The sequence below is a fragment of the Duganella kummerowiae genome, assembly GCF_053572355.1.
This window is the reverse complement of the sequence record NZ_JBKFEH010000009.1, coordinates 1-22,873: the sequence shown is the minus strand read 5'-3', so window position 1 is coordinate 22,873 and position 22,873 is coordinate 1. Positions and strand designations below refer to the sequence as shown.

Annotated in this window: 26 protein-coding genes, 1 rRNA gene and 1 pseudogene; 10 read left to right on the top strand and 18 right to left on the bottom strand. The window is 63.5% G+C overall.

Annotated elements, in window-relative coordinates:
• Positions 1-38: 38 nt before the first annotated feature.
• The 5 genes from gatB to ACLB1G_RS11245 all read left to right on the top strand — a co-directional run bounded on the left by gatB (position 39) and on the right by ACLB1G_RS11245 (position 3,544).
• A complete protein-coding gene (gene gatB / locus ACLB1G_RS11265; RefSeq protein WP_491627301.1) occupies positions 39-1,499 on the top strand; it encodes an Asp-tRNA(Asn)/Glu-tRNA(Gln) amidotransferase subunit GatB in 1,461 nt (486 codons plus the stop codon).
• Between the two features lie 134 nt (positions 1,500-1,633).
• Positions 1,634-2,197: a TlpA family protein disulfide reductase gene (locus ACLB1G_RS11260; protein ID WP_491627300.1), complete on the top strand. Its 564-nt coding sequence runs from the start codon at positions 1,634-1,636 to the stop codon at positions 2,195-2,197.
• Positions 2,198-2,262: 65 nt separating this feature from the next.
• Entirely contained in the window at positions 2,263-2,631 is a 369-nt protein-coding gene (locus tag ACLB1G_RS11255) for an energy transducer TonB (RefSeq protein WP_491627299.1), read from the top strand.
• A gap of 89 nt (positions 2,632-2,720) precedes the next feature.
• On the top strand, positions 2,721-3,116 hold the full coding sequence (locus ACLB1G_RS11250) for a HEPN domain-containing protein (RefSeq protein WP_491627298.1): 396 nt from the start codon (positions 2,721-2,723) through the stop codon (positions 3,114-3,116).
• The gene (locus ACLB1G_RS11245) at positions 3,113-3,544 is read left to right on the top strand and encodes a hypothetical protein (protein ID WP_491627297.1); all 432 of its coding nucleotides are present in this window, start codon (positions 3,113-3,115) and stop codon (positions 3,542-3,544) included. The genes ACLB1G_RS11250 and ACLB1G_RS11245 overlap by 4 nt, the downstream gene beginning before the upstream one ends.
• On the opposite strand, the gene ACLB1G_RS11240 is transcribed toward ACLB1G_RS11245, so the two are convergent.
• The 3 genes from ACLB1G_RS11240 to pyrE form a co-directional block, all read right to left on the bottom strand.
• Positions 3,483-4,340, bottom strand: a complete 858-nt coding sequence (locus ACLB1G_RS11240; protein ID WP_491627296.1) for an alpha/beta fold hydrolase — start codon at positions 4,338-4,340, stop codon at positions 3,483-3,485. The two genes, ACLB1G_RS11245 and ACLB1G_RS11240, sit on opposite strands and share 62 nt — an antisense overlap.
• A gap of 81 nt (positions 4,341-4,421) precedes the next feature.
• Positions 4,422-4,793 (bottom strand): DUF4279 domain-containing protein, encoded by a 372-nt coding sequence (locus tag ACLB1G_RS11235; RefSeq protein WP_491627295.1) that lies wholly within the window; start codon positions 4,791-4,793, stop codon positions 4,422-4,424.
• A 107-nt stretch (positions 4,794-4,900) separates the two neighbouring features.
• A complete protein-coding gene (pyrE, locus tag ACLB1G_RS11230) occupies positions 4,901-5,566 on the bottom strand; it encodes an orotate phosphoribosyltransferase (protein WP_491627294.1) in 666 nt (221 codons plus the stop codon).
• Between the two features lie 102 nt (positions 5,567-5,668).
• Here pyrE and ACLB1G_RS11225 point away from each other — a divergent pair, with 102 nt between their 5' ends.
• Positions 5,669-6,442, top strand: a complete 774-nt coding sequence (locus tag ACLB1G_RS11225) for an exodeoxyribonuclease III (RefSeq protein ID WP_491627293.1) — start codon at positions 5,669-5,671, stop codon at positions 6,440-6,442.
• Here the strand turns inward: ACLB1G_RS11225 and ACLB1G_RS11220 are convergent.
• From ACLB1G_RS11220 to ACLB1G_RS11160, 13 genes and pseudogenes are all read right to left on the bottom strand, one after another.
• Positions 6,439-7,347, bottom strand: coding sequence for a pseudouridine synthase (locus tag ACLB1G_RS11220; protein ID WP_491627292.1), 909 nt, complete (start codon positions 7,345-7,347; stop codon positions 6,439-6,441). The genes ACLB1G_RS11225 and ACLB1G_RS11220 overlap by 4 nt on opposite strands.
• 1 nt (position 7,348) lies before the next feature.
• Positions 7,349-8,257: a M48 family metallopeptidase gene (locus ACLB1G_RS11215; protein WP_491627291.1), complete on the bottom strand. Its 909-nt coding sequence runs from the start codon at positions 8,255-8,257 to the stop codon at positions 7,349-7,351.
• Entirely contained in the window at positions 8,244-9,500 is a 1,257-nt protein-coding gene (locus ACLB1G_RS11210; protein ID WP_491627290.1) for an AmpG family muropeptide MFS transporter, read from the bottom strand. Before ACLB1G_RS11210 ends, ACLB1G_RS11215 begins: the two co-directional genes overlap by 14 nt.
• Entirely contained in the window at positions 9,500-10,111 is a 612-nt protein-coding gene (gene metW / locus ACLB1G_RS11205) for a methionine biosynthesis protein MetW (protein WP_491627289.1), read from the bottom strand. The genes ACLB1G_RS11210 and metW overlap by 1 nt, the downstream gene beginning before the upstream one ends.
• Positions 10,108-11,277 (bottom strand): annotated as a pseudogene (metX, locus tag ACLB1G_RS11200) (homoserine O-succinyltransferase MetX); the annotation flags it as partial. The pseudogene metX and the gene metW, both read right to left, overlap by 4 nt.
• Positions 11,278-11,317: 40 nt before the next feature.
• Complete coding sequence (gene ptsP / locus ACLB1G_RS11195) at positions 11,318-13,060, bottom strand: phosphoenolpyruvate--protein phosphotransferase (protein WP_491627751.1); 1,743 nt, start codon at positions 13,058-13,060, stop codon at positions 11,318-11,320.
• Between the two features lie 44 nt (positions 13,061-13,104).
• Positions 13,105-13,374, bottom strand: a complete 270-nt coding sequence (locus tag ACLB1G_RS11190; protein ID WP_491627288.1) for an HPr family phosphocarrier protein — start codon at positions 13,372-13,374, stop codon at positions 13,105-13,107.
• Positions 13,375-13,456: 82 nt separating this feature from the next.
• A complete protein-coding gene (locus ACLB1G_RS11185; RefSeq protein ID WP_491627287.1) occupies positions 13,457-13,855 on the bottom strand; it encodes a PTS sugar transporter subunit IIA in 399 nt (132 codons plus the stop codon).
• Positions 13,856-13,895: 40 nt separating this feature from the next.
• Positions 13,896-14,843 (bottom strand): glutathione synthase, encoded by a 948-nt coding sequence (gene gshB, locus ACLB1G_RS11180; RefSeq protein ID WP_491627286.1) that lies wholly within the window; start codon positions 14,841-14,843, stop codon positions 13,896-13,898.
• 55 nt (positions 14,844-14,898) lie between these two features.
• The gene (gene gshA / locus ACLB1G_RS11175; RefSeq protein WP_491627285.1) at positions 14,899-16,206 is read right to left on the bottom strand and encodes a glutamate--cysteine ligase; all 1,308 of its coding nucleotides are present in this window, start codon (positions 16,204-16,206) and stop codon (positions 14,899-14,901) included.
• Positions 16,207-16,362: 156 nt separating this feature from the next.
• Positions 16,363-17,922, bottom strand: a complete 1,560-nt coding sequence (locus ACLB1G_RS11170) for an ammonium transporter (RefSeq protein WP_491627284.1) — start codon at positions 17,920-17,922, stop codon at positions 16,363-16,365.
• Positions 17,923-17,933: 11 nt separating this feature from the next.
• Complete coding sequence (locus ACLB1G_RS11165; protein WP_491627283.1) at positions 17,934-18,272, bottom strand: P-II family nitrogen regulator; 339 nt, start codon at positions 18,270-18,272, stop codon at positions 17,934-17,936.
• Positions 18,273-18,283: 11 nt separating this feature from the next.
• Complete coding sequence (locus ACLB1G_RS11160; protein ID WP_491627282.1) at positions 18,284-19,045, bottom strand: TorF family putative porin; 762 nt, start codon at positions 19,043-19,045, stop codon at positions 18,284-18,286.
• 286 nt (positions 19,046-19,331) lie between these two features.
• On the opposite strand from ACLB1G_RS11160, the gene ACLB1G_RS11155 reads away from it, so the two are divergent.
• The 4 genes from ACLB1G_RS11155 (at position 19,332) to ACLB1G_RS11140 (ending at position 22,317) form a co-directional block, all read left to right on the top strand.
• Positions 19,332-19,571, top strand: coding sequence for an accessory factor UbiK family protein (locus ACLB1G_RS11155; RefSeq protein WP_491627281.1), 240 nt, complete (start codon positions 19,332-19,334; stop codon positions 19,569-19,571).
• A gap of 226 nt (positions 19,572-19,797) precedes the next feature.
• Positions 19,798-21,309: a YifB family Mg chelatase-like AAA ATPase gene (locus ACLB1G_RS11150; protein ID WP_491627280.1), complete on the top strand. Its 1,512-nt coding sequence runs from the start codon at positions 19,798-19,800 to the stop codon at positions 21,307-21,309.
• A gap of 29 nt (positions 21,310-21,338) precedes the next feature.
• Entirely contained in the window at positions 21,339-21,806 is a 468-nt protein-coding gene (locus ACLB1G_RS11145) for a hypothetical protein (RefSeq protein WP_491627279.1), read from the top strand.
• Between the two features lie 169 nt (positions 21,807-21,975).
• Positions 21,976-22,317 carry a DUF1840 domain-containing protein gene (locus tag ACLB1G_RS11140; RefSeq protein WP_491627278.1) on the top strand — a complete coding sequence of 114 codons (342 nt, stop codon included), beginning with the start codon at positions 21,976-21,978 and terminating at the stop codon, positions 22,315-22,317.
• Here the strand turns inward: ACLB1G_RS11140 and ACLB1G_RS11135 are convergent.
• Together ACLB1G_RS11135 and rrf are read right to left on the bottom strand one after the other, a co-directional pair.
• Positions 22,314-22,598, bottom strand: a complete 285-nt coding sequence (locus ACLB1G_RS11135) for a hypothetical protein (RefSeq protein WP_491627277.1) — start codon at positions 22,596-22,598, stop codon at positions 22,314-22,316. The genes ACLB1G_RS11140 and ACLB1G_RS11135 overlap by 4 nt on opposite strands.
• Before the next feature lie 147 nt (positions 22,599-22,745).
• Positions 22,746-22,858, bottom strand: a 5S ribosomal RNA gene (gene rrf / locus ACLB1G_RS11130).
• Between the last annotated feature and the right edge of the window lie 15 nt (positions 22,859-22,873).

Below are 22,873 nucleotides of genomic sequence, written 5' to 3'. Positions count from 1 at the left end.
ACGAATACGGCCCACGGGCCACACACAGCGAGAAATGTATGGAATGGGAAGTCGTCATCGGTCTTGAGAACCACGTGCAGCTCACGACCGACTCCAAAATCTTCAGCGGCTCGCCGACCAGGTTCGGCGCCGAACCCAACACCCAGGCCAGCCCGGTGGACCTGGCCCTGCCCGGCGTGCTGCCGGTGCTGAACAAGCAGGCCGTGGACCGCGCCATCCGCTTCGGCCTGGCCGTGGATGCGAAAATCGCGCCGGTCTCGGTGTTCGCCCGCAAGAACTACTTCTATCCCGACCTGCCCAAGGGTTACCAGATCAGCCAGTTCGAAGACCCCGTGGTCCAGGGCGGCGCGCTGACCTTCGGCTACGAGAAGGATGGCGAATTCGTCACCAAGACCGTCAACCTGACCCGCGCCCACCTGGAGGAAGACGCCGGCAAGTCGCTGCACGAAGACTACGCCGGCATGTCGGGCATCGACCTGAACCGCGCCGGCACGCCGCTGCTGGAAATCGTCTCCGAACCGGAAATCCGCAGCGCCGCCGAGGCGGTGGCCTATTGCAAGGCCCTGCACTCCCTGGTGATGTGGCTGGGCGTGTGCGACGGTAACATGCAGGAAGGCTCGTTCCGCTGCGACGTCAACGTCTCGGTGCGCCCCAAGGGCCAGAAGGAATACGGCACCCGCTGCGAGATCAAGAACCTGAACTCGTTCCGCTTCATCGAGGAAGCCGTGCACGTGGAAGTGCGGCGCCAGATCGAGCTGATCGAGGATGGCGGGAAGGTGGTGCAAGCCACCCGTTTGTACGATCCGGACCGCAAGGAAACGCGCGAAATGCGCAGCAAGGAAGACGCGCAGGATTACCGCTACTTCCCCGATCCCGACCTGCCGCCACTGGTCATCTCCGACGCCTGGATCGAACAGGTGAAGGCCTCCATGCCCGAGCTGCCGGCCGCTATGCGCGCGCGCTTCATCAGCGAATACAAGCTGCCCGAGTATGACGCCCTGGTGCTGACCCAGTCCAAGGACATGGCGAGTTATTTCGTGGCGGTGGTGGCCAAGGCCGGCCAGGACAACGCCAAGGCAGCCGCCAACTGGCTGATGGGCGATGTGTCCTCGACCCTGAACCGCGAAGGCGTGGACATTGCCGATTCGCCGGTGTCGCCGGCCCAGCTGGCCAAGCTGCTGCAACGCATCGCCGATGGCACCATCTCCAACAAGGCCGGCAAGGAAGTGTTCGCCGGCATGTGGGAAGCCAAGTCGGACGACGAGAACCTGGCCGACAGCGTCATCGAAGCCAAGGGCCTGAAGCAGATTTCCGACAGCGGCGCGCTGGAAGCCATCGTCAACGAAGTCATCGCCAATAACGCCAAGTCGGTCGAGCAGTACCGCGCCGGCAAGGAAGCCGCGATCAACGCCCTGATCGGCCAGGCCATGAAAGCCTCGCGCGGCAAGGCCAACCCGGCCCAGCTGACCGAGCTGCTGAAAGCCAAGCTGGCGGGTTAAGCGGGGCCAGCAACGGGAAAAGGACGCTGCGGCGTCCTTTTTTCTTGTGGCTGATGGACTGTGACAATGTGCGTCTTTTCGACCTGACGCAAGCTGATAAGCTGCAGGTTCAAACGCCGCCACCTCGAAACGCCATGACGCCACGACTGCCGCAACGCTTGCTTCCCCTGCTCCTGCTGCTTGCCTTCCCTGTGCCGCCGGCTTACGGCGCGCCGCCGGCGTCCGGCGACCTCGCGCCCGACTACGTCGGCAAGACCCTGGCTGGCGATCCCCTCGCCGTCAGCGCCTACCGGGGCAAGGTGGTGGTGATATCGTTCTGGGCCACCTGGTGCCCCTACTGCCTGAAGGAGCTGCCGGTGCTGGAAGGCATACAGAAACTGGCAGGCGCGAACAAGGTGCAGGTGGTCGCCATCAACACCGAGGACCGCGAGACATTCCGCGATGCCTCGCGTGTACTGAAGAACTACACGTTGAAACTGGCCTACGATCCGGGCAAGAAAAGCCATGATGCGTATGGCGTGAACGGCATACCGCACTTGCTGATCATCGGCCGCGACGGACGAATTCTGAGTGTTTATCGCGGCTATGACGAGTCTTCGCTGAACGATATCGTGGAGGATCTGAACAGCGCCATCCGTGCGCCAGGCAGCGAAGAGGGGCAGCCGCAACAAGCACAGCACACGGCCAGCCGTCCCTGAACGCTGGAGCAGGGTAAAGCATGACAGCCCTCGCCATAGGTTTTCCCTCAATTCAGGAGAGCACCATGCCACCTCGCAAACTTGCCGGACTGGTGTTGTGGCTTGCTGGCTTTAGCATTGCCAGCGGCGCCATGGCTCAGGCGGCTGGCGGCAAGCCGGCCTACGATCCGGTCGCGGGACAGCCCGCCTGCGCCAGGCCGGAATGGCCGGCCGCGTCGCTGGCAGCGGGGGATAGCGGCGTCGTCACCCTCAAGCTGCTGATCGATGTCGATGGCGCGGTGGTCGATTCCAGGGTGCTGCGCTCCAGTGGTCACGAGGCCCTGGACGAGGCCGCCCGTATCGCCATGCTCAAGTGCCATTTCAATCCCGGCCTGAAGGACGGCAAACCCGTCAAGGCCTGGCTGATGCTGCAATACGTCTGGAAGCCCGACTGAAGGGCGATTCCCCGAAAGCGCTTCTGCGCAGGATCAAAGCGGGGCCTTCCTGCTGCGGCAACCTGTTCCCATCACCGGACAGGCCCATCATGCTGACGACCAAGACGCTACGCCAACTTTCCAGCGCCAGATGGCAGGATGCCCGCATCTTGTATGAGACAAGGCGCTACGATGGCGCATACTATCTTTGCGGCTACGCTGTGGAACTTGCCTTGAAAGCCAGGATATGCAGAACCTTGAGGTGGCCGGGTTACCCCTCCACGAACAAAGAGTTTGAACATTTTCGTTCTTTCAAAGTCCATGATCTGGAGGTCCTTCTACAACTTACGGGGCGCGAGGCCTTTATCAAGAACACCCACTTTTCTGAATGGTCCGAGGTATCACTATGGAATCCAGAAGTTCGGTATCAACAAGGCGGCAACACCACAGCGCATCAGGCGCACCGTATGCTGAGGTCGGCATCGGTCGTGATTTCCAGGTTATGAAAGACATCGCCGAAAAATTGAGGACGGTGGAACAGCGGCTATCCGACAGCGGCAAGCCTTTCTCTTTGTTTGCGCTGCTATGGGCCGAGGCTGGATCGAATCGTTGGAACCTACTCGCCTCGGCCGACTGGCTGCAAGATGACAGGTTGGCAGCCATGCGTGTCATCGCGGCCGAAATGAACAAGCTCATCACCAAGGACGAAATCGTCCGCTTGTCGGGCATCGTCATCATCGAGACCGGCAATCCCGGCCTGGACGCCGTCTGCTCTACCTATAACGTGGCGCACGGCATGGTCGAGGTCAACAACGCCGTGCTGTTCGGCGTCGAGATCAAGCGCGGCTACATTATCACCGCGCGCCGCGACATCAGCCCTGTATCCGCGGCTCCATCCAGGCCAGGATGTCGGCAAAAATCTGTTCCCGGTTGAGCTCGTTAAAATTCTCGTGGTAGTTCTGCGCGTGGCGCTGCAGGGTCAGCAGCTTGGGGCGTATGGTGCGCAGCATCAGCTCGGCCGCGTTGCTGTCGGCCAGCCTGTCTTCGCCGGCCAGCACGGCAAACAGGGGATGCTTCCATCCCGGCAGGCGCGCCGCCAGCCCCTGCTGCGCATGGGTCAGCGCATTGCCGAAGCGGACCGTGATCTCGCTGGCGCGTATGCCGTCTCGCTCATCGTTCAGGTGGCGCTGCGTGATGGCGGCGTCGTGCGTCAGCTGGTGCGTGAAGGACGCCATCGGCACCTTCATGCGCGGGGCCAGCGCTCCCAGCACGCCGGACAGCGACAGCAGCAGCGGCGACACCTTGATCGCGTTCACATAGTAGGGCGAGGAAAAGATGAAGCCCTTGATGCAGGCATGCGAGGAAAAATGCCCCAGCCCCAGGTGGGTGGCGATCAGTGCCCCCATGGAGTGCCCCATGACGAAGATGGGCAGGCCCGGGTAGGCGCGCTTGGTCCATTCCAGGAAGCGCACGCTTTCGTCCAGGAACACGTGGAAGCTGGGGATATCGGCCCGGCGCTGGCCCTGGTGCCCGCACAGGTCGTAGCTGACCGTGGCAATGCCGTGCTGGCGGAAGTACAGGGCCGGGGTGCAGTAGTCGCCGCCGTGGGCCATGCCGCCATGCAGCGCCAGGATGACGGCGCGCGGAGCGGGCGGCTCCCAGATGTGGATTTGACGCTCGGCCTGTGGGCCGCAGTTTAGGCTTGCTACACGGTCTTCATCAAAGCGCATGGCAACTCCGGTTATGCTTTTGGCAAAAACCGTTAGCTTAGCGCAAAATAATGAGGATTGAGCAAAATCAAGAAGTAATAATCAAGATGTAATACTCAAAGAAATCCCCATTTCCACCAGCAGGGTCAGGTCTGCCAGCGAGAAATCCAGGCTGGGCGTGGGGCCGTCGGCATTGGTGGTGAAGGCCACGCGCAATTCGGCAGCCACGTCGGCGCGCTCGAAATGGATGCCGCGCGCCTGGCTCTCGGCCAGGTACGAACGTATCATGCGCAGCAGCACGTCCGGATCCTTGTCGGTACCTATCGACACGTAGAAGCCGGAATCGATGCGCACCCGGCCGTCGGGGCGCACGTCGCCCTTTTCCCAGGTGCTGTCCGGTTCGGTGGGCAGGCCGTCGCGGATATCCGCCAGGCCTTCGGAATCGCCGTTGACTTTCAGGGTTGCGATATTCATGGTAAACCTCTGGTTACTCGGTCTTGCGCCGCTGCGAGGAGGCCGGAACGCCGGCCGCACGTCTCTGTCAAAAGGTTACACCAAAGAAACTCGAAAGTCTATCGTGCTCAGGCCACGCCGTATTGCGCGCGATAGGCCGCCACGGCGTCCTTGTACTGCTGCAGCTGCGGGTCGCCGGCGGCGCTGTCCAGGTAGGCAAACAGGTCATTCAGGTTGCCGATCGAGATCACCGGAATGCCGTAGGTCTGGCTGACTTCCTGCACCGCCGACAGGGCCGACAGCACGCCATCCTTGCCGCCGCGCTCCATGCGGTCCAGCGCGATCAGCACCGCGCACGGCTCGGCGCCGGCGGCGCGTATCATGGCCACCGACTCGCGCACCGAGGTGCCGGCCGAGATCACGTCGTCTATGATGACCACCTTGCCCTGCAGCTTGGCGCCGACGATGGTGCCGCCCTCGCCGTGGTCCTTGGCTTCCTTGCGGTTGAAGGCAAACGAGGTATTGCGGCCCTTGCCGGCCAGCGCCACGGCGGTGGCCGAGGCCAGCGTGATGCCCTTGTAGGCGGGACCGAACAGCATGTCGAATTCGACGCCGGAATCGAGCAGGGTCTGGGCGTAGAACTGCGCGACCTGGGCCAGGGTGGCGCCATCGTGGAACAGGCCGGCATTGAAGAAGTACGGCGACTGGCGGCCGGCCTTGGTAGTGAATTCGCCGAAGCGCAGCACGCCCGCGTTGACCGCGAAAGCGATGAATTCCTGTCGTAGATTGCTCATGGTGCCCCTTTTTTATGTCAGTGGGCGGTATTTTACCCCGCCACCGGGGCCGGCCAAAACAGGCTACACTATGGCCCGTTTCGACTTTCCGCCCTTGATCCCATGCCCAAAATTATCTCCGCCAACCTGAATGGCATCCGCTCCGCCGCCAAGAAAGGCTTCTTCGAATGGATGGCCAAACAGGACGCCGATTTCGTCTGCGTGCAGGAACTGAAGGCGCAGTCGCCCGACATGACGCCGGAATTCCTCAACCCGGGCGGCTATCACGGCCACTTCCACTATGCGGAGAAAAAGGGCTATTCGGGCACCGGCGTGTACAGCAAGATCGAACCGGACCGCGTGCTGATCGGCTTCGGCAGCCCGGAATTCGACGCCGAGGGCCGCTACGTGCGCTGCGACTTCGGCAACCTGTCGGTGATCTCGGTGTACTGCCCATCCGGCTCCTCGGGACCGGAACGCCAGGAAGCCAAGTTCCGCTTCATGGACCTGTTCCTGCCCCACCTGCTGGCACTGAAGGCCGAGGGCCGCGAGATCGTCATCTGCGGCGACTGGAACATCGCCCACAAGGAAATCGACCTGAAGAACTGGAAGGGCAACAAGAAGAATTCCGGCTTCCTGCCCGAGGAACGCGAGTGGATGACCCGCATCTTCGAGGAAGTGGGCTTCGTCGACGTGCACCGCACCATCGACACCCGCGAGGAACAGTACACCTGGTGGAGCAACCGCGGACAAGCCTGGGCCAAGAACGTGGGCTGGCGCATCGATTACCACGTCGCCACGCCCGGCATCGCCAAGCAGGCAAGAAGCGTCGCCATCTACAAGGACGAGCGCTTCTCCGACCACGCGCCGCTGACCATCGAGTACGTCGACGTCTAAAGACTACGCTTGCTGCAGAACTGGCGCCACTCGCCGGTCAGCGGGTCCAGGAAGGAGATGGCGCGCGCCAGCAGCTTCAATGGCTGCGACACGTCGTCCTGCTTGCATGGCAGGGCGACCGGATAGAAGGCATCGTTCAGGATCGGGATGCCTAGCGCCGCCAAGTGCACGCGCAGCTGGTGCTTGCGCCCCGTGTGCGGGTACAGGCGGTACAGCGTGCAATCCTCCCGGTGCTCGATCACGTCGATCAGCGTTTCCGAATTCGGTTCGCCCGGCTCCTCCTTCATGAGGAAGAACTTGTCGCCATCCACCATGCGGCTGCGGTAGTGGAACGGAAATTCGCGCCCGTGCAGGCGCGGCGCCAGCGCTTCGTATTCCTTGTCGATCACCCGCTTCTGGAACATGGACTGGTAGGCCCCGCGCGACTGGGCATTGCAGGAGAAGATCACCACGCCGGCCGTCTCGCGGTCCAGGCGGTGGATGGGCGTGAGGTCTTCCAGGCCCAGCTTCTTTTTCAGGCGCACCAGCAGGGTCTCATGCAGGAAGCGGCCGGTCGGGATCACGGGCAGGAAGTGCGGCTTGTCGACCACCACCAGGTGTTCGTCGCGGTGCAGAATTTCTTCTTCGAAGGGGATGGGCGTTTCAGCCTGTTCCAGCTCACGGTAGTAGAAGATGCGCATGCCGCGCCGGTAGCGGCTGGACGGCCGCAGCGGATTGCCTTCGCCATCGACCACCTCGCCGCGCGCCATGCGCTCGCGCCAGGCCGCCTCGCTGACGGCCGGATAGCGCTCCACCAGGAAGCCCAGCATGTCGCTCCATTCGCCTTCCGGCAGCCACAAATAGCTGGGCGCGACGCCGTCGCGCACCGGCAGCGGCGCGCGCGGCTTGCCGTCCTGCGCGGCCATGTCAGCGCTTCTGCTGCTGTTGCGGCTGGGATGCCGCGGGCAGCGCCAGCGAGTGGTACTTGGGCAGGGCGTTGGGGTCCAGGCCCTTGGCCCGCGCGTACACCGGCAGCACCAGGTGCATATTCTTGTTCATTTCCTCGATGCGCGACTTGCCGCTCGGGTGGGTGGACAGGAATTCCATGGGCGCCCGGCTGTTTACGGCGCTCATTTTCTCCCACAGCGCGATGCCGGCGCGCGGGTCATAGCCAGCCCGCGCGGCCAGGTCCATGCCGACCAGGTCGGCCTCGGTTTCATCGCTGCGCGAGAACTTCAGCGCGAAGCCCTGCGCCGCCATATTGCCCACGCCCTCGCCCACGCGCGGATCGAAGCCCAGATAGGCGGCGCCGGCCGCGCCGGCGATGCGCGAGATCAGCGAGGTGGCGGCATTCTTGCCGGCCTGCTCGCGCGCGTGCTCGCGCAGCGCGTGGGCGATCTCGTGGCCCATCACCATGGCCACTTCATCGTCGGTCAGATTGAGCTTGGTCAGGATGCCGTTGTAGAAGGCGATGCGGCCGCCCGGCATGCAGAAGGCGTTGACGGTGTCGGACTTGAGCAGGTTGACTTCCCACTGCCACTTGGCCGCATCGGGATTCCAGCGGGTGGTGAACGGAATCAGGCGGTGGGCGATGGCGCGCAGCCGTATCAGCTGCGGATTGGTGGGCGTGGCCAGCGCATGCTTCTGGTCGGCCTGGGCCAGCAATTGCTGGTACTGCAGGCGCGATTGCTCCTCGAAGCGCGCGGAGTCGCCGCTCAGGCCGCGCATGCGCGACATGCTGGTGACGGGAATGCCGTCCGGCTCAGGCGCCGCATAAGGGCTGGATGCGGCGCCCAGCAGCGCCAGCACCAGTACGAGGTGTTTAAGCTTGTTCATCTTTGCTATTCCAGGGTGCGATTTTCGGCAGCATCATCATCGCAGGAAAAGCCAGTATAAAGCACACAATAAAGAACCAGAACCAGCCCGTTTCAGCGATGATGTAGCCCACCGAGGAATTGATGAAGGTGCGCGGCACGGCCGCCAGGCTGGAAAACAGGGCGTACTGGGTGGCCGTGTAGCGCGGATCGGTGGCGCGCGACATGAAGGCCACCAGCGCCGCCGAGCCCAGTCCCAGGCTGGCGAAGGCCTCGAAGCCGAACACGGCGGAGAGCAGCACCGGATCCGGGCCCACCCTGGCCAGCCAGGCAAAGCCCAAAATCGCCAGCGCCTGCAACACGCCGAAGACCCACAGCGCGCGGTTGATACCCAGCTTGATCATCCAGATGCCGCCCACGGCGCCGCCGGCCAGGCTGGCCCACCAGCCGGTGGCGTTGGCCGCCAGCCCGATCTGCTTGGTCGTGAAGCCTATGTCGAGGAAGAACTTGGTCGACAGCGCGGTGGTCATGGTGTCGCCTATCTTGTACAGCAGGACGAAGGCGATGATCAAGAGCGCCTTGTTCCAGCCGTCGCGCAGGATGAATTCGCGGAACGGCAGCACCACCGCTTCCTGCAAATTCTTGGGCGGCTCGCCATACACGGCCGGCTCGCGCGCCAACAGGGTGCACACCAGCCCGGGCAGCATGAAGGCGGCCACGATCCAGAACACGGCCTGCCACGGCATGCTGTCGGCCAGCACCAGGCCCAGCGCGCTGGGGATCAGGCTGGCGGCCTTGTAGGCGTTGACGATGATGGCCGCGCCCAGGCCCTGCTCACGCTCCTCCAGGATTTCGCGCCGGTAGGCGTCGATCACCACGTCCTGGCTGGCCGAGAGGAAGGCGATCACGCTGACCGCCAGCGCGATCAGGCTCAATTCCGTCAGGGGATCGAGCATGCCCAGGCCGCCCATCACCAGGAACAGCAGCAGCTGGGTCAGCGCCATCCAGCCGCGCCGGCGTCCCAGCCGTCCGATGCTGTAGCGGTCCATCAGCGGCGACCACAGGAACTTGAAGGTGTAGGGAAAGGTCACCAGGCCGAACAGGCCGAGCGCCTTCACGTCCAGCCCGGCCTTGGCCAGCCACGCCTGCATCAGGTAGATCAGGGTGTACAGCGGCAGCCCGGAGCTGAAACCCAGGAACAGGATGGAGACGGTGCGGCCGTTCAGCAGGGAGCGCCAGCTGCGCTGCTGTTCCGGGGCCGCCATCAGTGCGCCGCCTTGCGCCGCAGGCGGAACACCGCCAGGTCGCCGCGCAGGTTGGGCAGCACGGTGACCATCCTGCCTTCGGCCAGGGCCACGCACTCGATCACTTCCAGGCCGCACTCCTCGGCCAGTTCCTGGAAGTCCTTGATGGTGGCGCAGCGCAGGTTGGGCGTGTCGTACCACTGGTAGGGCAGCGATTCCGACACCGGCATGCGGCCCTTGAGCAGGGCCACCCGGTGCGGCCAGTAGGCGAAATTGGGGAAGGACACGATGGCTTCCTTGCCGACCCGGACGATGTCGCGCAGCAGGCCCTCGACATGCTTCATCATCTGCAGCGAGGACAGGCAAAGCACGGTGTCGAAGCTGTTCTCGCCAAACAGCGCCAGCCCCTTTTCCATGTCCTGCTGGATGACCGGGATGCCGCGCCTGGTGCTGGCCAGGACTTTGTCATCGGCCAGTTCGATGCCGTAGCCGCTGCACTGCTTGTCGCTGCGCAGGTAGTCCAGCATCACGCCATCGCCGCAGCCCACGTCCAGCACGTGCGACTTCTCCCGCACCCAGTGCGCGATGAAGGCCAGGTCGGGACGGGCCGCGCTCAGTTCATTGAAATTCATGCGATCTCCTTCCATACCTTGTCATAGTAGGCGCGCACGACATTCATGTAGCGCGGGTCTTCCAGGAGGAAGGCGTCGTGGCCGTGCGGCGCGTCGATCTCGGCATAGGTCACCTCGCGCCGGTTGCTGACCAGCGCCCGCACGATCTCCTGGCTGCGCTCGGGCGAGAAGCGCCAGTCGGTGGTGAAGGAGGCCAGCAGGAACTGGGCGCGGGTGACGGCCAGGGTCTTGGCCAGGTCGCCGCCATGCACGCGCGCCGGATCGAAGTAGTCGAGCGCCTTGGTGATCAGCAGATAGGTATTGGCGTCGAAATATTCGCTGAACTTGTCGCCCTGGTAGCGCAAATAGGATTCGATCTCGAAGTCGATGCCGAAGTCGAACTTGTAGTCGCCTTCTGCTGCAGCATCGCGCAGCTTGCGGCCGAATTTTTCGGCCATGTCGTCGTCCGACAGATAGGTGATGTGGCCCACCATGCGCGCCACCCGCAAGCCGTTCTTCGGCACCACGCCATGCTCGTAGAAGTCGCCGCCGTGGTAGTCGGGATCGGACAAGATGGCCTGGCGCGCCACGTCGTTGAAGGCGATGTTCTGCGCCGACAGCTTGGGCGTGGAAGCGATCACCACGCAGTGGCGCAAGCGGTCCGGATACATGATGCTCCAGGCCAGGGCCTGCATGCCGCCCAGCGAGCCGCCCATCACGGCGGCGAACTGGGTGATGCCGAGGCGGTCGGCCAGACGCGCCTGGGCCGCCACCCAGTCTTCCACCGTCACCACCGGGAAGGCCGCGCCATACGGCTTGCCGGTGGCCGGATTGACGTGCATGGGGCCGGTGGAGCCGAAGCAGGAACCCAGGTTGTTGACGCCGATGACGAAGAACTTGTCGGTGTCGAGCGGCTTGCCCGGCCCCACCATGTTGTCCCACCAGCCCGTGCTTTTCGGCTTGCCTTCATATTCGCCGGCCACGTGGTGGGAGGCGTTGAGCGCGTGGCAGACCAGCACCGCGTTCGATTTATCGGCGTTCAGGGTGCCGTAGGTCTCGTACATCAGCATGTAGTCGCGCAGCGAGGCGCCGCTCTGCAGCGGCAGCGCGTCGGCGAAATGCATGGTTTGCGGCGTAACGTATCCTATCGATGACATCTGTGTATGTGTATGGGAAGCCCCGCGGGCCGTTCAAGAAGGCGGAACCGTGATGATGGTTCCGCCGGGATTACATCAACTGCAACTGCTGGACCGCGTCCGCGATTGCGTTGGGTTCCATCGAGCGCATGATCTTGCGCGTCTGCGGCATGATGAGCGCCAGATCGCTGTTCAGGATTTCCTGCTTGACCGACAGCAGCTGTGCCGGGTGCATGGAGAATTCGCGCAGGCCCATGCCCAGCAGCAGCCGGGTCAACTTGACGTCGCCCGCCATCTCGCCGCATACCGCGACGTCGATGCCTGCCTTGTGCCCAGCCGCGATCGTCATGGAGATCAGCTGCAGCACCGCCGGATGGAGAGGATTGTAAAGGTGCGCCACCTCATAATCAACCCGGTCGATGGCCAGGGTGTACTGGATCAGGTCATTGGTGCCGATCGACAGGAAGTCCATGCGCTTGACGAACATGGGCAGGGCCAGGGCCGCGGCCGGGATCTCGATCATGGCGCCCACCTCCACGCCCTCGTCGAATTTGACGTTCTGCTCGCGCAGGGCGGCCTTGGCCTGGGCCAGCATGGCGAGGGTCTGGTCGATCTCGAAGGCGTGCGCCAGCATGGGGATCAGGATGCGCACCTTGCCGAAGGCGGAGGCGCGCAGGATGGCGCGCAGCTGGGTCAGGAAGATCTGCGGCTCGGCCAGGCAATAGCGGATGGCGCGCAGGCCCAGGGCCGGATTCAGGGCCGTGTGCTCGCTCTGGTCGAGCGGCTTGTCGGCGCCGATGTCCAGGGTGCGAATGGTGACCACCCTGCCCTTCATGGCCACCACGGCCTTCTTGTACTGCTCGAACTGCTCGTCCTCGGACGGGATGCGGTTGTTGCGCCCCATGAACAGGAACTCGGAGCGGAACAGGCCCACGCCGTTGGCGCCGGCCTCCATGGCGGCGGCGCAGTCGTCCGGCAGTTCGATGTTGGCCAGCAGGGTGATGGCGGTGCCATCCCTGGTGACGGCCGGGGTTTTCTTCAGTTTGTTGAGCTTCTTGCGGGCGCGCTGCATGGCGGCCTGGCGCTCGCGGTACTGGTTCAGGACCAGCGCGCTCGGGTTGCAGATCACCACGCCGGCGTCGCCGTCGATGATCAGCCAGTCATCCTGCTCGATCAGGGTGGAGGCTTGCGACATGCCGACCGCGGCCGGGATGTCCAGGCTGCGCGCCACGATGGCCGTGTGCGAATTCTGGCCGCCGACGTCGGTGACGAAGCCAATGAAGGAACGGTCGCGGAACTGCAGCATGTCGGCCGGCGAGATATCGTGCGCCACCACGATCATCTGGGCCTGGAATTCGTCGTCGCCGCCGGGCGCGGGCAGGATTTGCTCGCTGCCCATCAGCACCTTGAGCACGCGCTCGGCCACCTGCTGGATATCGGCCTTGCGCTCGCGCAGGTAGGGGTCCTCGATCTCGTCGAACTGGGCCGACAATTCATCGATCTGGGTCAGCAGCGCCCATTCGGCGTTGTAGTGGCGGGTGCGGATGATGTCCAGCGGCGCTTCCGAGATCATGGGATCGGACAGTATCAGCACATGGACGTCGATGAAGGCGCCCAGCTCGGTGGGAGCATCCTTGGGCAACTCGTTCCACAAGGTCTGCAGTTCCTTGTGCACCTGGGCCAGGGCGTGCTGCAGGCGCTGCACCTCGGCTTCCAGGTGCTCCTCGGCCACCAGGTAGTGCTTGACGTCGAGCACGGCCGGCGACAGCAGGTGGGCGCGCCCGATCGCGATGCCGCGCGAAACGGGGATGCCATGCAGGGTGAAGGACGCCACGGCCGGTCCGTAGGCGCCACGGGGGCGGCTGCGCTCGCCGGGCATTACTCGCCTTCGCCGAATTTGTCGTTGACCAGGGCGGTCAGGGCGGCGATGCAATCGGCTTCATCGGCGCCATCGGCCTCCAGGGTCACCTTGGCGCCCTTGCCGGCGGCCAGCATCATCACGCCCATGATGGATTTGGCATTGATGCGGCGCCCGTTGCGGGTCAGCCAGACGTCGCTCTGGTACTTGGCCGCCAGCTGGGTGAATTTGGCGGAGGCACGCGCATGCAAACCTAACTTGTTCACTATCTCCAGTTCTTGCTGAATCATTTTTGTTCTATCTCTGTCAGTATGCGCATTGCAAAATTGCCGCCACGGCGGGCGCGGCGGCCACTCGTACTACCCGGTCCGGCTAAACCCGGATCCGGTTGTCGACCCGCACGGCGCCGCTTTGCGCGCCGGCCAGGGCCATTTCCACCACCACGTCCAGGCTGTCGCGCCGATAGGTGATCGCGCGCAGCAGCATGGGCAGGCTGATGCCGGCGATGACCTCGACCCGGCCGGCGTCGGCCAGCCGGTTGCAGCAGTTGGCGGGCGTGCCGCCCTTGACGTCCGTCATCACCAGCACGCCGTCGCCGTCGTCCAGGCGCGCGATGGCGGCGCTGGCCAGGGACTGCACCTCCGCCAGGTCCTGGTCGGCGATCACGTCGATCGCTTCCAGCCGCTCCGTGGGACCGCGAAACACATGGTTGCAAGCCGCTATGAAAGCTTGCCCCAGTGGCGCGTGTGTCATCAGCAGTATGCCTACCATATGAATAAACCGCTAGTCATGTCCATGGGCCCGGTTGCGCTCACGCCAGCGCGGCGGCGTGTTCCACCGCGTCGATGAACATGGCGGCCACCGGGAAGTCCGCTTGCTGGCTGATTTCCTGGAAGCAGGTCGGGCTAGTGACGTTTACTTCCGTCAGGAAATCTCCAATTACGTCCAATCCTACCAGCAACAAGCCCCGGCTGGCGAGTTCCGGTCCCAGCGTATTGGCGATCTCATAGTCGCGCGGGCTGAGCGGCTGGGCCACACCGGTGCCGCCGGCCGCCAGGTTGCCGCGTACCTCGCCGTTTTGGGGGATGCGCGCCAGCGCATACGGCACCGGCACGCCGTTGATGACCAGGATGCGCTTGTCGCCCTTGGCGATGTCCGGGATGTAGCGCTGGGCCATGATGGTGCGGGCGCCATTGCCGGTCAGGGTTTCGATCACGGAACCCAGGTTCATGCCGTCGGCGCCGATGCGGAACACGCCTGCTCCGCCCATGCCGTCCAGCGGTTTCAGGATGATGTCGCCATGCTGGGCCTGGAAGGAGCGCAGGCGCGCTTCGCTGGAAGTCACCAGGGTGGGCGCCGTGAACTGGCTGAACTGGGCGATGGACAGCTTTTCATTGTGGTCGCGGATGGCGGACGGCTTGTTGAACACGCGCGCGCCCTGCTTCTCGGCCAGCTCCAGCAAATAGGTGCCGTACACATATTCCATGTCAAAGGGTGGATCCTTGCGCTGGATGATGGCGTCAAATTCGCCCAGCCCGGTTTCCCGGGGCGGGTCGGCGCGGTACCAGTCGCCTGGGTCGCCGGTCAGGTGGATGCGCGCCACCTGGGCCGTCACCTTGCCGCTGTCCAGCGCCATGTCCTTTTGCTCGAAAGCATAGACCTGGTGGCCGCGCTGGTGGGCCTCCAGCATCATGGCGTAGGTGGAATCCTTGTAGGTCTTGAAAGTGGACAGCGGATCGGCGAGGAAGGCGATTTTCATGGACGTTTCCGTTCGGGGTAATGACTGATTTTAGCCTAGTTGCCCCAGGTCCCGCTCAGTACACCTCCGGGTTGGGGTCGGTGCGCTCCATTTCCAGCGACGCGGCCAGCAGCGCCAGGCGCGCCACCACGCCGTACACATAGAAGCGGTTGGGCGCGGCCGTGCCCGGCTTGGCCTTCAGGTCCGGCACCGCGTGCTGCTGGGCGAAGGCCAGCGGCACGTACTGGGAGCCGGGCGCGTTCAGGTTCTGGTCCACGCCCTTTTCCGCATGCACGCGGTAGAAGCCGCCCACCACATAGCGGTCTATCATGTAGACCACGGGCTCGGCCACGTCGTCCTTGATGCTCTCGAAGGTGGGCACGCCTTCCTGGATGATGAAGTCGGTGACTTCCTTGCCATCCTTGATGACGCTCATCTTCTCGCGCTGGGCCGGGCTGAGGTCGCGGATTTCGCTGGAATCCTTGATGGTCAGGATGCCGGTGCCGTAGGTGCCGGCGTCCGGCTTGACAATCACGAAGGGCTTCTGGTCCTTGATGCCGTATTCCTTGTACTTCTTGCGTATCTTGGCCAGCAGGGTGTCGACGGCGGCCGCCAGGCAGTCGGCGCCCTCGCCGGTCTTGAAGTTCACTTCGCCGCACTTGGCGTGGAAGGGGTTGACCATCCACGGATCGACGCCGATCAGCTTGCCGAACTTCTTGGCCACCTCGTCATAGGCGGTGAAATGGTTGCTCTTGCGGCGCAGGGCCCAGCCGGCGTGCAGCGGCGGCAGCAGGCTTTGCTCGTGGATGTTCTGCAGGATGTCCGGGATGCCGGCCGACAGGTCGTTGTTCAGCAGGATGGTGCAGGGATCGAAATCCTTGAGGCCCAGACGGCGGCCGTTGGGTGAGCGCAGCAGGGGCTCGACCACCAGCATGTTACCGTCCGGCAGGGCCAGCGGGGTGGGCTGCGTCACTTCCGGCGACAGCGAACCCAGCCGTACATGCAGGCCGGTCTGGCGGAAGATCTGCATCAGGCGCGCCACGTTCTGCAGGTAGAGCGGATTGTTGCGGTTGTTGGTGGTTTCCGGTATCAGCAACAGGTTGCGCGCATCCGGGCAGTATTTGTCGATGGCGGCCATGGCGGCCTGCACCGACAGCGGCAGCATCTCGGTGGCCAGGTTGTTGAAGCCGCCCGGGAACAGATTGGTGTCCACCGGCGCCAGCTTGTAGCCGGCGTTGCGCATGTCCACCGAACAATAGAACGGCGGCGTGTGCTCCTGCCACTCCAGCCGGAACCAGCGCTCGATGGCCGGCGTGGCCGCCAGGATTTTCTCTTCGAGGTCGAGCAGGGGGCCGTTCAGGGCGGTGACGAGGTGGGGAACCATGGCTACTTCCTTAAATGATGCTGAGCATATTACCGTGCAAGTATGCCAAATCGGGGCGGAAATGCCATTTTAAAGTCCGGAAATGAAAAAAGCGCCTCTTTTGAAGGCGCTTTTGGTGCGGCCCGCAGGCGGGCCGTTGCAAAATTGTTACTTTATTTAAGCGTGGTAGGCGGACTCGCCGTGGCTGGTGATGTCCAGGCCTTCGCGCTCGTCTTCTTCCGGCACGCGCAGGCCGATGACGATGTCGACCAGCTTGTAGGCGATCACGGACACGATGCCCGACCACAGGATGGTGGTGCCGACGCCGGTGGCTTGCACCAGCACCTGGGCGCCGATGTCGTAGTCAGCCGAAGCCTTGTTGGCAACGTAGTCGAAGATGCCTTGGCCGCCCAGCTTGGGCGCGGCGAACACGCCGGTCAGCAGTGCGCCCAGGATGCCGCCCACGCCGTGGACGCCGAACACGTCCAGGGAGTCGTCGGCGCCCAGCAGGCGTTTCAGGCCGTTCACGCCCCACAGGCAGATCACGCCAGCCAGCAGGCCCATGACCAGGGCGCCCATCGGACCGACGAAGCCGCAAGCCGGGGTGATGGCGACCAGGCCGGCAACGGCGCCGGAAGCACCACCCAGCATGGACGGTTTGCCTTTGGTGATCCATTCGCCGGACACCCAGGCGACGGTGGCGGCGGCGGTGGCCAGCAGGGTGTTGATGAAGGCCAGGGCGGCGATGTCGCCGGCTTCCAGGGCCGAACCGGCGTTGAAGCCGAACCAGCCCACCCACAGCAGCGAGGCGCCGATCATGGTCATGGTCAGCGAGTGCGGCGCCATGGATTCACGGCCGTAGCCCACGCGTTTGCCCATCATGTAGGCGCCGACCAGGCCGGCAACAGCGGCGTTGATGTGCACCACGGTGCCGCCGGCGGTGTCGAGCGCGCCTTTCTGGAACAGGAAGCCGGCCTTGGCGGTTTCAGTGGCCAGGGTGGCGGCGTCCTTGATGGCGTCCGGACCGGTCCAGAACCAGACCATGTGGGCCACAGGCAGGTAGGCGAAGGTGAACCACAGCACCACGAAGGCCAGCACGGCGGTGAACTTGGCGCGCTCGGCGAAGGCGCCGATGATCAGGCCGCAAGTGATGGCGGCGAAGGTGGCCTGGAAGGCGACGAAGGCGAATTCCGGAACAACCACACCCTTGCTGAAGGTGGCGGCGTAGGCGAAGCTGCCCTTGACCGGATCCCAGATGCCGTTCAGGAAGGCGCGGTCGAACTTGCCGTAGAACGCATTGCCTTCAGTGAACGCCAGCGAGTAGCCGTAGATGCACCACAGCACCACGATCAGGGCGAAGATGAAGAACACTTGCATCAGGATGGACAGCATGTTCTTGGAACGCACCAGGCCGCCGTAGAACAGGGCCAGGCCGGGGATGGTCATCAGCACGACCAGCATGGTGGCGGTCATGAGCCAGGCGGTATCGCCCTTTTGCGGCGTCGGCGCGGGCGGCTCGGCGGCGGCCGGCGCGGCCGGTGCGGCGGCGGGCGCGGCAGCAGCGGCGGCAGGCGCGGCCTCAGGAGCGGCGGCAGCCGGGGCGCTGGCGGCCGGTGCAGCGGCGGCAGGCGCCGAAGCGGCAGGCTGGGCCTCGTCGGCGGCATAGGCCGGCAGGGCGAAATTCAGTGCGAACAGGACCGAGACCCCGGCCAGCACCGTCGATATGGTTTTCTTCATCAGGATTCCCCTTAAAGGGCATCGTTACCGGTTTCGCCGGTGCGGATGCGTATGACTTGTTCCAGGTTATAAACGAAGATCTTGCCATCACCGATTTTGCCGGTGCGGGCAGCGCCTTCGATGGCCTCGATCGCCTGTTCAACGATCGAGTCGTCCACTGCAGCTTCAATCTTGGTCTTGGGCAGGAAGTCCACCACGTATTCCGCACCGCGATACAGCTCGGTGTGGCCTTTCTGGCGGCCGAAGCCCTTGACTTCGGTGACGGTGATGCCTTGCACGTTAATCGCGGACAAGGCCTCACGGACCTCGTCCAGCTTAAACGGCTTGATGATGGCGGTTATCATTTTCATACTGGCCTCGCTTAGAAGGTTTTGGAGATGGTCAGCACTGCGCCGGTTTTGGCCAGGTTCTTGCCGTTGGGGCCGTAGTAGGCCTCGGTATCGGCATAGATGGCCGCCAGCGCGACGGTCACTACGCCGAAATCCTTGGTCACGCCCAGCTTGTAGTCGGTGTAGCTGGATGCGCTATTGTTTTTGACGTTCTGGTGGCCCACATGCAGGTTCAGCATCCAGCTGGGAGCGATCTCGAAGTTGGCCGAGGCGTCCAGGTAGCCGGAATTCTTGCTGTCCTTGAAGCCGAACAGGTTGGTGGTCGAGTGCGAGTATTTCAGCGAGGCCGGGCCATAGGACACGGCGGCGTACAATTCAAAGGTGTTGGCGCTGGGGCTCAGGCCATTGGACGGGTAAAAGTAGTACAGGCCGCCGACATCGTAGCCCACGTCGGGCACGATTTCGCCGCGCTTGCCGCCGTACAGATCCCATTCTACGTCGCCATCACCGCCCGCATCCTTGGTCCATTTGATGGTGGACAGCCAGGTGCCGGCGTAAAAACCGGTTGGATTATTGACATAATCGGCGCCGCCCTGCAGCGCTGGTTTCAAACGGGTTTGCGATATGCCGCGGTAGCGGTAGTCGCTGACAATGGCAGCGTTAAAGCTGACTTCATTGTCCGGTTTTGCCTCGGCAGCGGGTGCCGCTTCCTGGGCCTGGGCGTATCCTGCGCCCAGAGTTGCGAATGCTAAGGTCAACGCAGCAGCAAGGGTGGTTTTGGACAAACTTTTCATCACGGTTTTCCTTTTAGGTTGAGCTCAGTTAGCAGTTGCGGTTTAAAATTCGGGTTTTGAGGCTCTTGAAAGTTTTTCATTAGCCTCTATAGCAGAATGCGTGCCAGCCAACCTTGCACAGAAGACAGCGAATCGTGCAGTAACAGCAACGCCAGTCGCGTCATCGAGACGCCCTAGCGGGGTATTAGCGGAGTAAAGTACGTAGAAATACGGAGACGGCGCACCACTTTAACGCTGGAATGCACTGCAATGGTGCAGTGCGGAGCCGGCAAGATCAAGGACTATTATGGACATGAATGCTTTTTTCACTGATCTGCAAAGCAAGATCAATCAGGCCATTGAAAATTCGCCGGCCAAGGACATCGAGAAGAATGTGAAATCGATGATGACCCAGGGTTTCGCCAAGCTGGATCTGGTCACCAGGGAGGAATTTGACATCCAGACCCAGGTCCTGGCCAAGACCCGGGCCAAGCTGGAAGCGCTGGAAACCCGGCTGGCCGAACTGGAAGCACAGCTCAAGTCCTGAGCGTTTCTCCCTCCCGCTGTCCTCGCGCTGAAGGCGGAGACGCGCATGCCCGAGTATGGCGCATGTGGCGGGCTTGGACCGCACCAAGGCGGTGAAACTGGCGAGAGTATCCTGAAGCAAGCCGCTACCGCACCAAAGCGGGGCCTTGCACCAGCTTGGGCTAGCGCAAAGCCCTCATGCCGGGTTGCGCTAGGCTGGCGTTTGGTCCACGCCCAACGTCAGCCCCATGAGCCTCGCCGTCCTCAAGAGCCGCGCCCTGTCCGGCATGGCAGCGCCCGAAGTCAATGTCGAAGTGCACCTGGCCAACGGCCTGCCCGCCTTCACCATCGTCGGACTGCCTGAAACCGAAGTCAAGGAGGCGCGCGACCGGGTCCGCGCCGCCATCCAGAACGGTGGTTTCGAGATGCCGGCCCAGCGCATCACCGTCAACCTGGCGCCGGCCGACCTGCCCAAGGAATCGGGGCGCTTCGATTTGCCTATCGCCTTGGGCATATTGGCGGCCTCGCGCCAGATCCCGTCCACCCGCTTGCACCAGTATGAATACGCTGGCGAACTGTCGCTGTCGGGCGAGCTGCGGCCGGTGCGCGGCGCCCTGGCCATGTCGCTGGCCACCCGCCGCAATGGCGGCCGGCTGGCCTTCATCCTGCCGCAGGCCAATGCCGATGAGGCGGCGCTGGTCCGCGACGCCGCCATTTATCCGGCCTCGTCGCTGCTGCAGGTATGCGCCCACCTGGCGGCGCGCGATCCGCAAGCCATGCTGGCGCGCCACGAGGCGGCGCCGCCGGCTGCTGCGCCGGCCTATCCCGACTTCGCGGACGTCAAGGGACAGCAGAATGCCAAGCGCGCCCTGGTGGTGGCGGCGGCCGGAGGCCACAGCGTGCTGATGGTGGGCCCGCCTGGCGCCGGCAAGACCATGCTGGCGACGCGCTTTCCCGGCATCTTGCCGGAAATGAGCGATGCCGAGGCGCTGGAATCGGCCGCCGTGCAGTCGCTGCAGGGCCAATTCAGCGTGGCGCAGTGGAAGCGCCGGCCCTTCCGCTCGCCGCATCACACATCGTCCGGCGCGGCCCTGGTGGGCGGCGGCGGCAATCCCCGGCCGGGCGAAATTTCGCTCGCGCATTGCGGCGTGCTGTTCCTGGACGAGCTGCCGGAATTCGACCGGCGCGTGCTGGAGGTGCTGCGCGAACCGCTCGAATCGGGCCACATCACCATCGCCCGCGCCTCGCACCATGCCGATTTCCCGGCCCGCTTCCAGCTGATCGCCGCCATGAATCCCTGCCCCTGCGGTTTCGACGGCCATCCATCCGGCACTTGCCGCTGCACGCATGAGCAGATCCTGCGCTATCAGGGACGCATTTCCGGTCCGCTGCTGGATCGCCTCGACATCCAGATCGACGTGGCGCCGGTCGAGCCGGAAGTCCTGGCGCGCGACGCCAACGGCACATCGAGCCAGGACATCGCGGCCCAGGTACAGCTGGCGGTCGACCGCCAGCTGGAAAGGCAAGGCAAGATCAACCAGCAACTGGGCACGCGCGAAATCGACAGGCTGTGCCAGCCAAACGCCGAAGGCGCTGCCTCCCTGCACCAGGCCATGACCCATTTCCAGTGGTCGGCGCGCGCCTATCACCGGGTGCTGCGCGTGGCCCGCACCTGCGCCGACCTGGCTGAAGACCGGGAAATCCAGAACAAGCATGTGTGCGAGGCCATCCAGTACCGCCGGACGCTGCGCGAGCGTTGATGGGGGCGCGGGTCTGCTACCATCGGGACATGCGTAAACTCATCGTTTTATTGGCGGCAGCCATGCTGGCCGCCTGCAATCCCACCTACAACTGGCGCGACTACCACAGCGACGGGGAGCGTTATGCCGTGCTGTTCCCCGCCAAGCCCGCCAACCAGTCCCGCGTAGTGGACTTGAACGGCATCAAGGTGGAGATGGCCATGACGGCAGCCGAGGTGGAAGGCGTCACCTTCGCGGTCGGCAGCGCGGTGCTGCCGGATGCCAGCCTGGCCGGTCATGCCGTGGACGCCATGAAGACCGCCCTGGTGCGCAACATCGGCGGCACCCTGGTTTCCGACCACGACAACACCATCGAGGCCAAGGGAAAAACCATGCAGCTAATAGGCCATTTTGCCTATCGCGACGGGCGTGTCTACCAGGCCGTCGTGGTCGGCAAGGCCGGCGAGGTGCAGCGCGAGGCTGCCGATACCTTCCTGGCATCATTCAAGCTCAACTAACGCTTAGGGCTGGCTTAATCGCAGGTTCTTCAGTACTGAAGTAGCTTGTAAATTTATGCCAGAAGCGTAATGTCTAGTCACGGATACGCCAATGTGAGTAGACAGTTTGGCGGGCCGCGACGCTGTTATCACCACGCTGTTATCACCAACAAGACCAAGAAAGACTGCCATGCTGATCTCATTCAAATCCAAATCGTCCCCAGAGGTCCTGATGTACCAGGAGCACGCCCAGCGCATCCTCGACCTGCTGCACAAGAACCCCAAGCGCGGTGTCATCACTGCCGCCGAAGCATCCCAGGCCCTGGAAATCCTGGAACAGCAGATTACCGAGACCAGGCTGCATCCCGAGCTCGATGTCGAACACGACGCCCATGCGCACGAGCAGGAGGAAGGCGAAACCACCGAGCACGCCCTGCTGCAGCGCGTACACTTCTCGGCCCGCGCCTATCCGCTGCTGGAAATGCTGCGCACCGCCAAGCAGGACAACGAGAGCATCGTCTGGGGTATCTAGGCCCCGTCGGGAGCCGGCTTGAGCAAGGCCGCCAGCAGTTGCTGGCGGTGGGTCATGACGAAAGCGATGAAAGCCGGCTCCTTTACCGCCAGCCGCAGCAGGCCGGGCAGCACCTGATAGCAGTATGCGGCCACCGTTCTCACCGCCTCGTCGTTCTGTAACGCCGTGCGCGCCAGGGTACCGGCATTTCCGCCCAACATGGGCAGCACCCGGTCGCGGTGCTGGTGCAGGATGGCCGTTACCGGCCCGCTCAATTTGTCAGTCAACAGCTTATCGTTCATGGCGGCACTCCAGTCAGGGGAGTATTGATCTTGCCGTAGCGAACGCTTTAGGTGCTGAGATGGCACAAGAAAAGCAAAAAACCCCTCGTCTGCACTGAGCGCGATCTTGAGCGCGTTCAGGCTGAGGAGGGGTTTTTCTAAAAACTAGCCTGACGATAACCTACTTTCACACTGGTTGCAGCACTATCATCGGCGCAGAGTCGTTTCACGGTCCTGTTCGGGATGGGAAGGGGTGGGACCGACTTGCTATGGTCATCAGGCATTGACTTGTACGC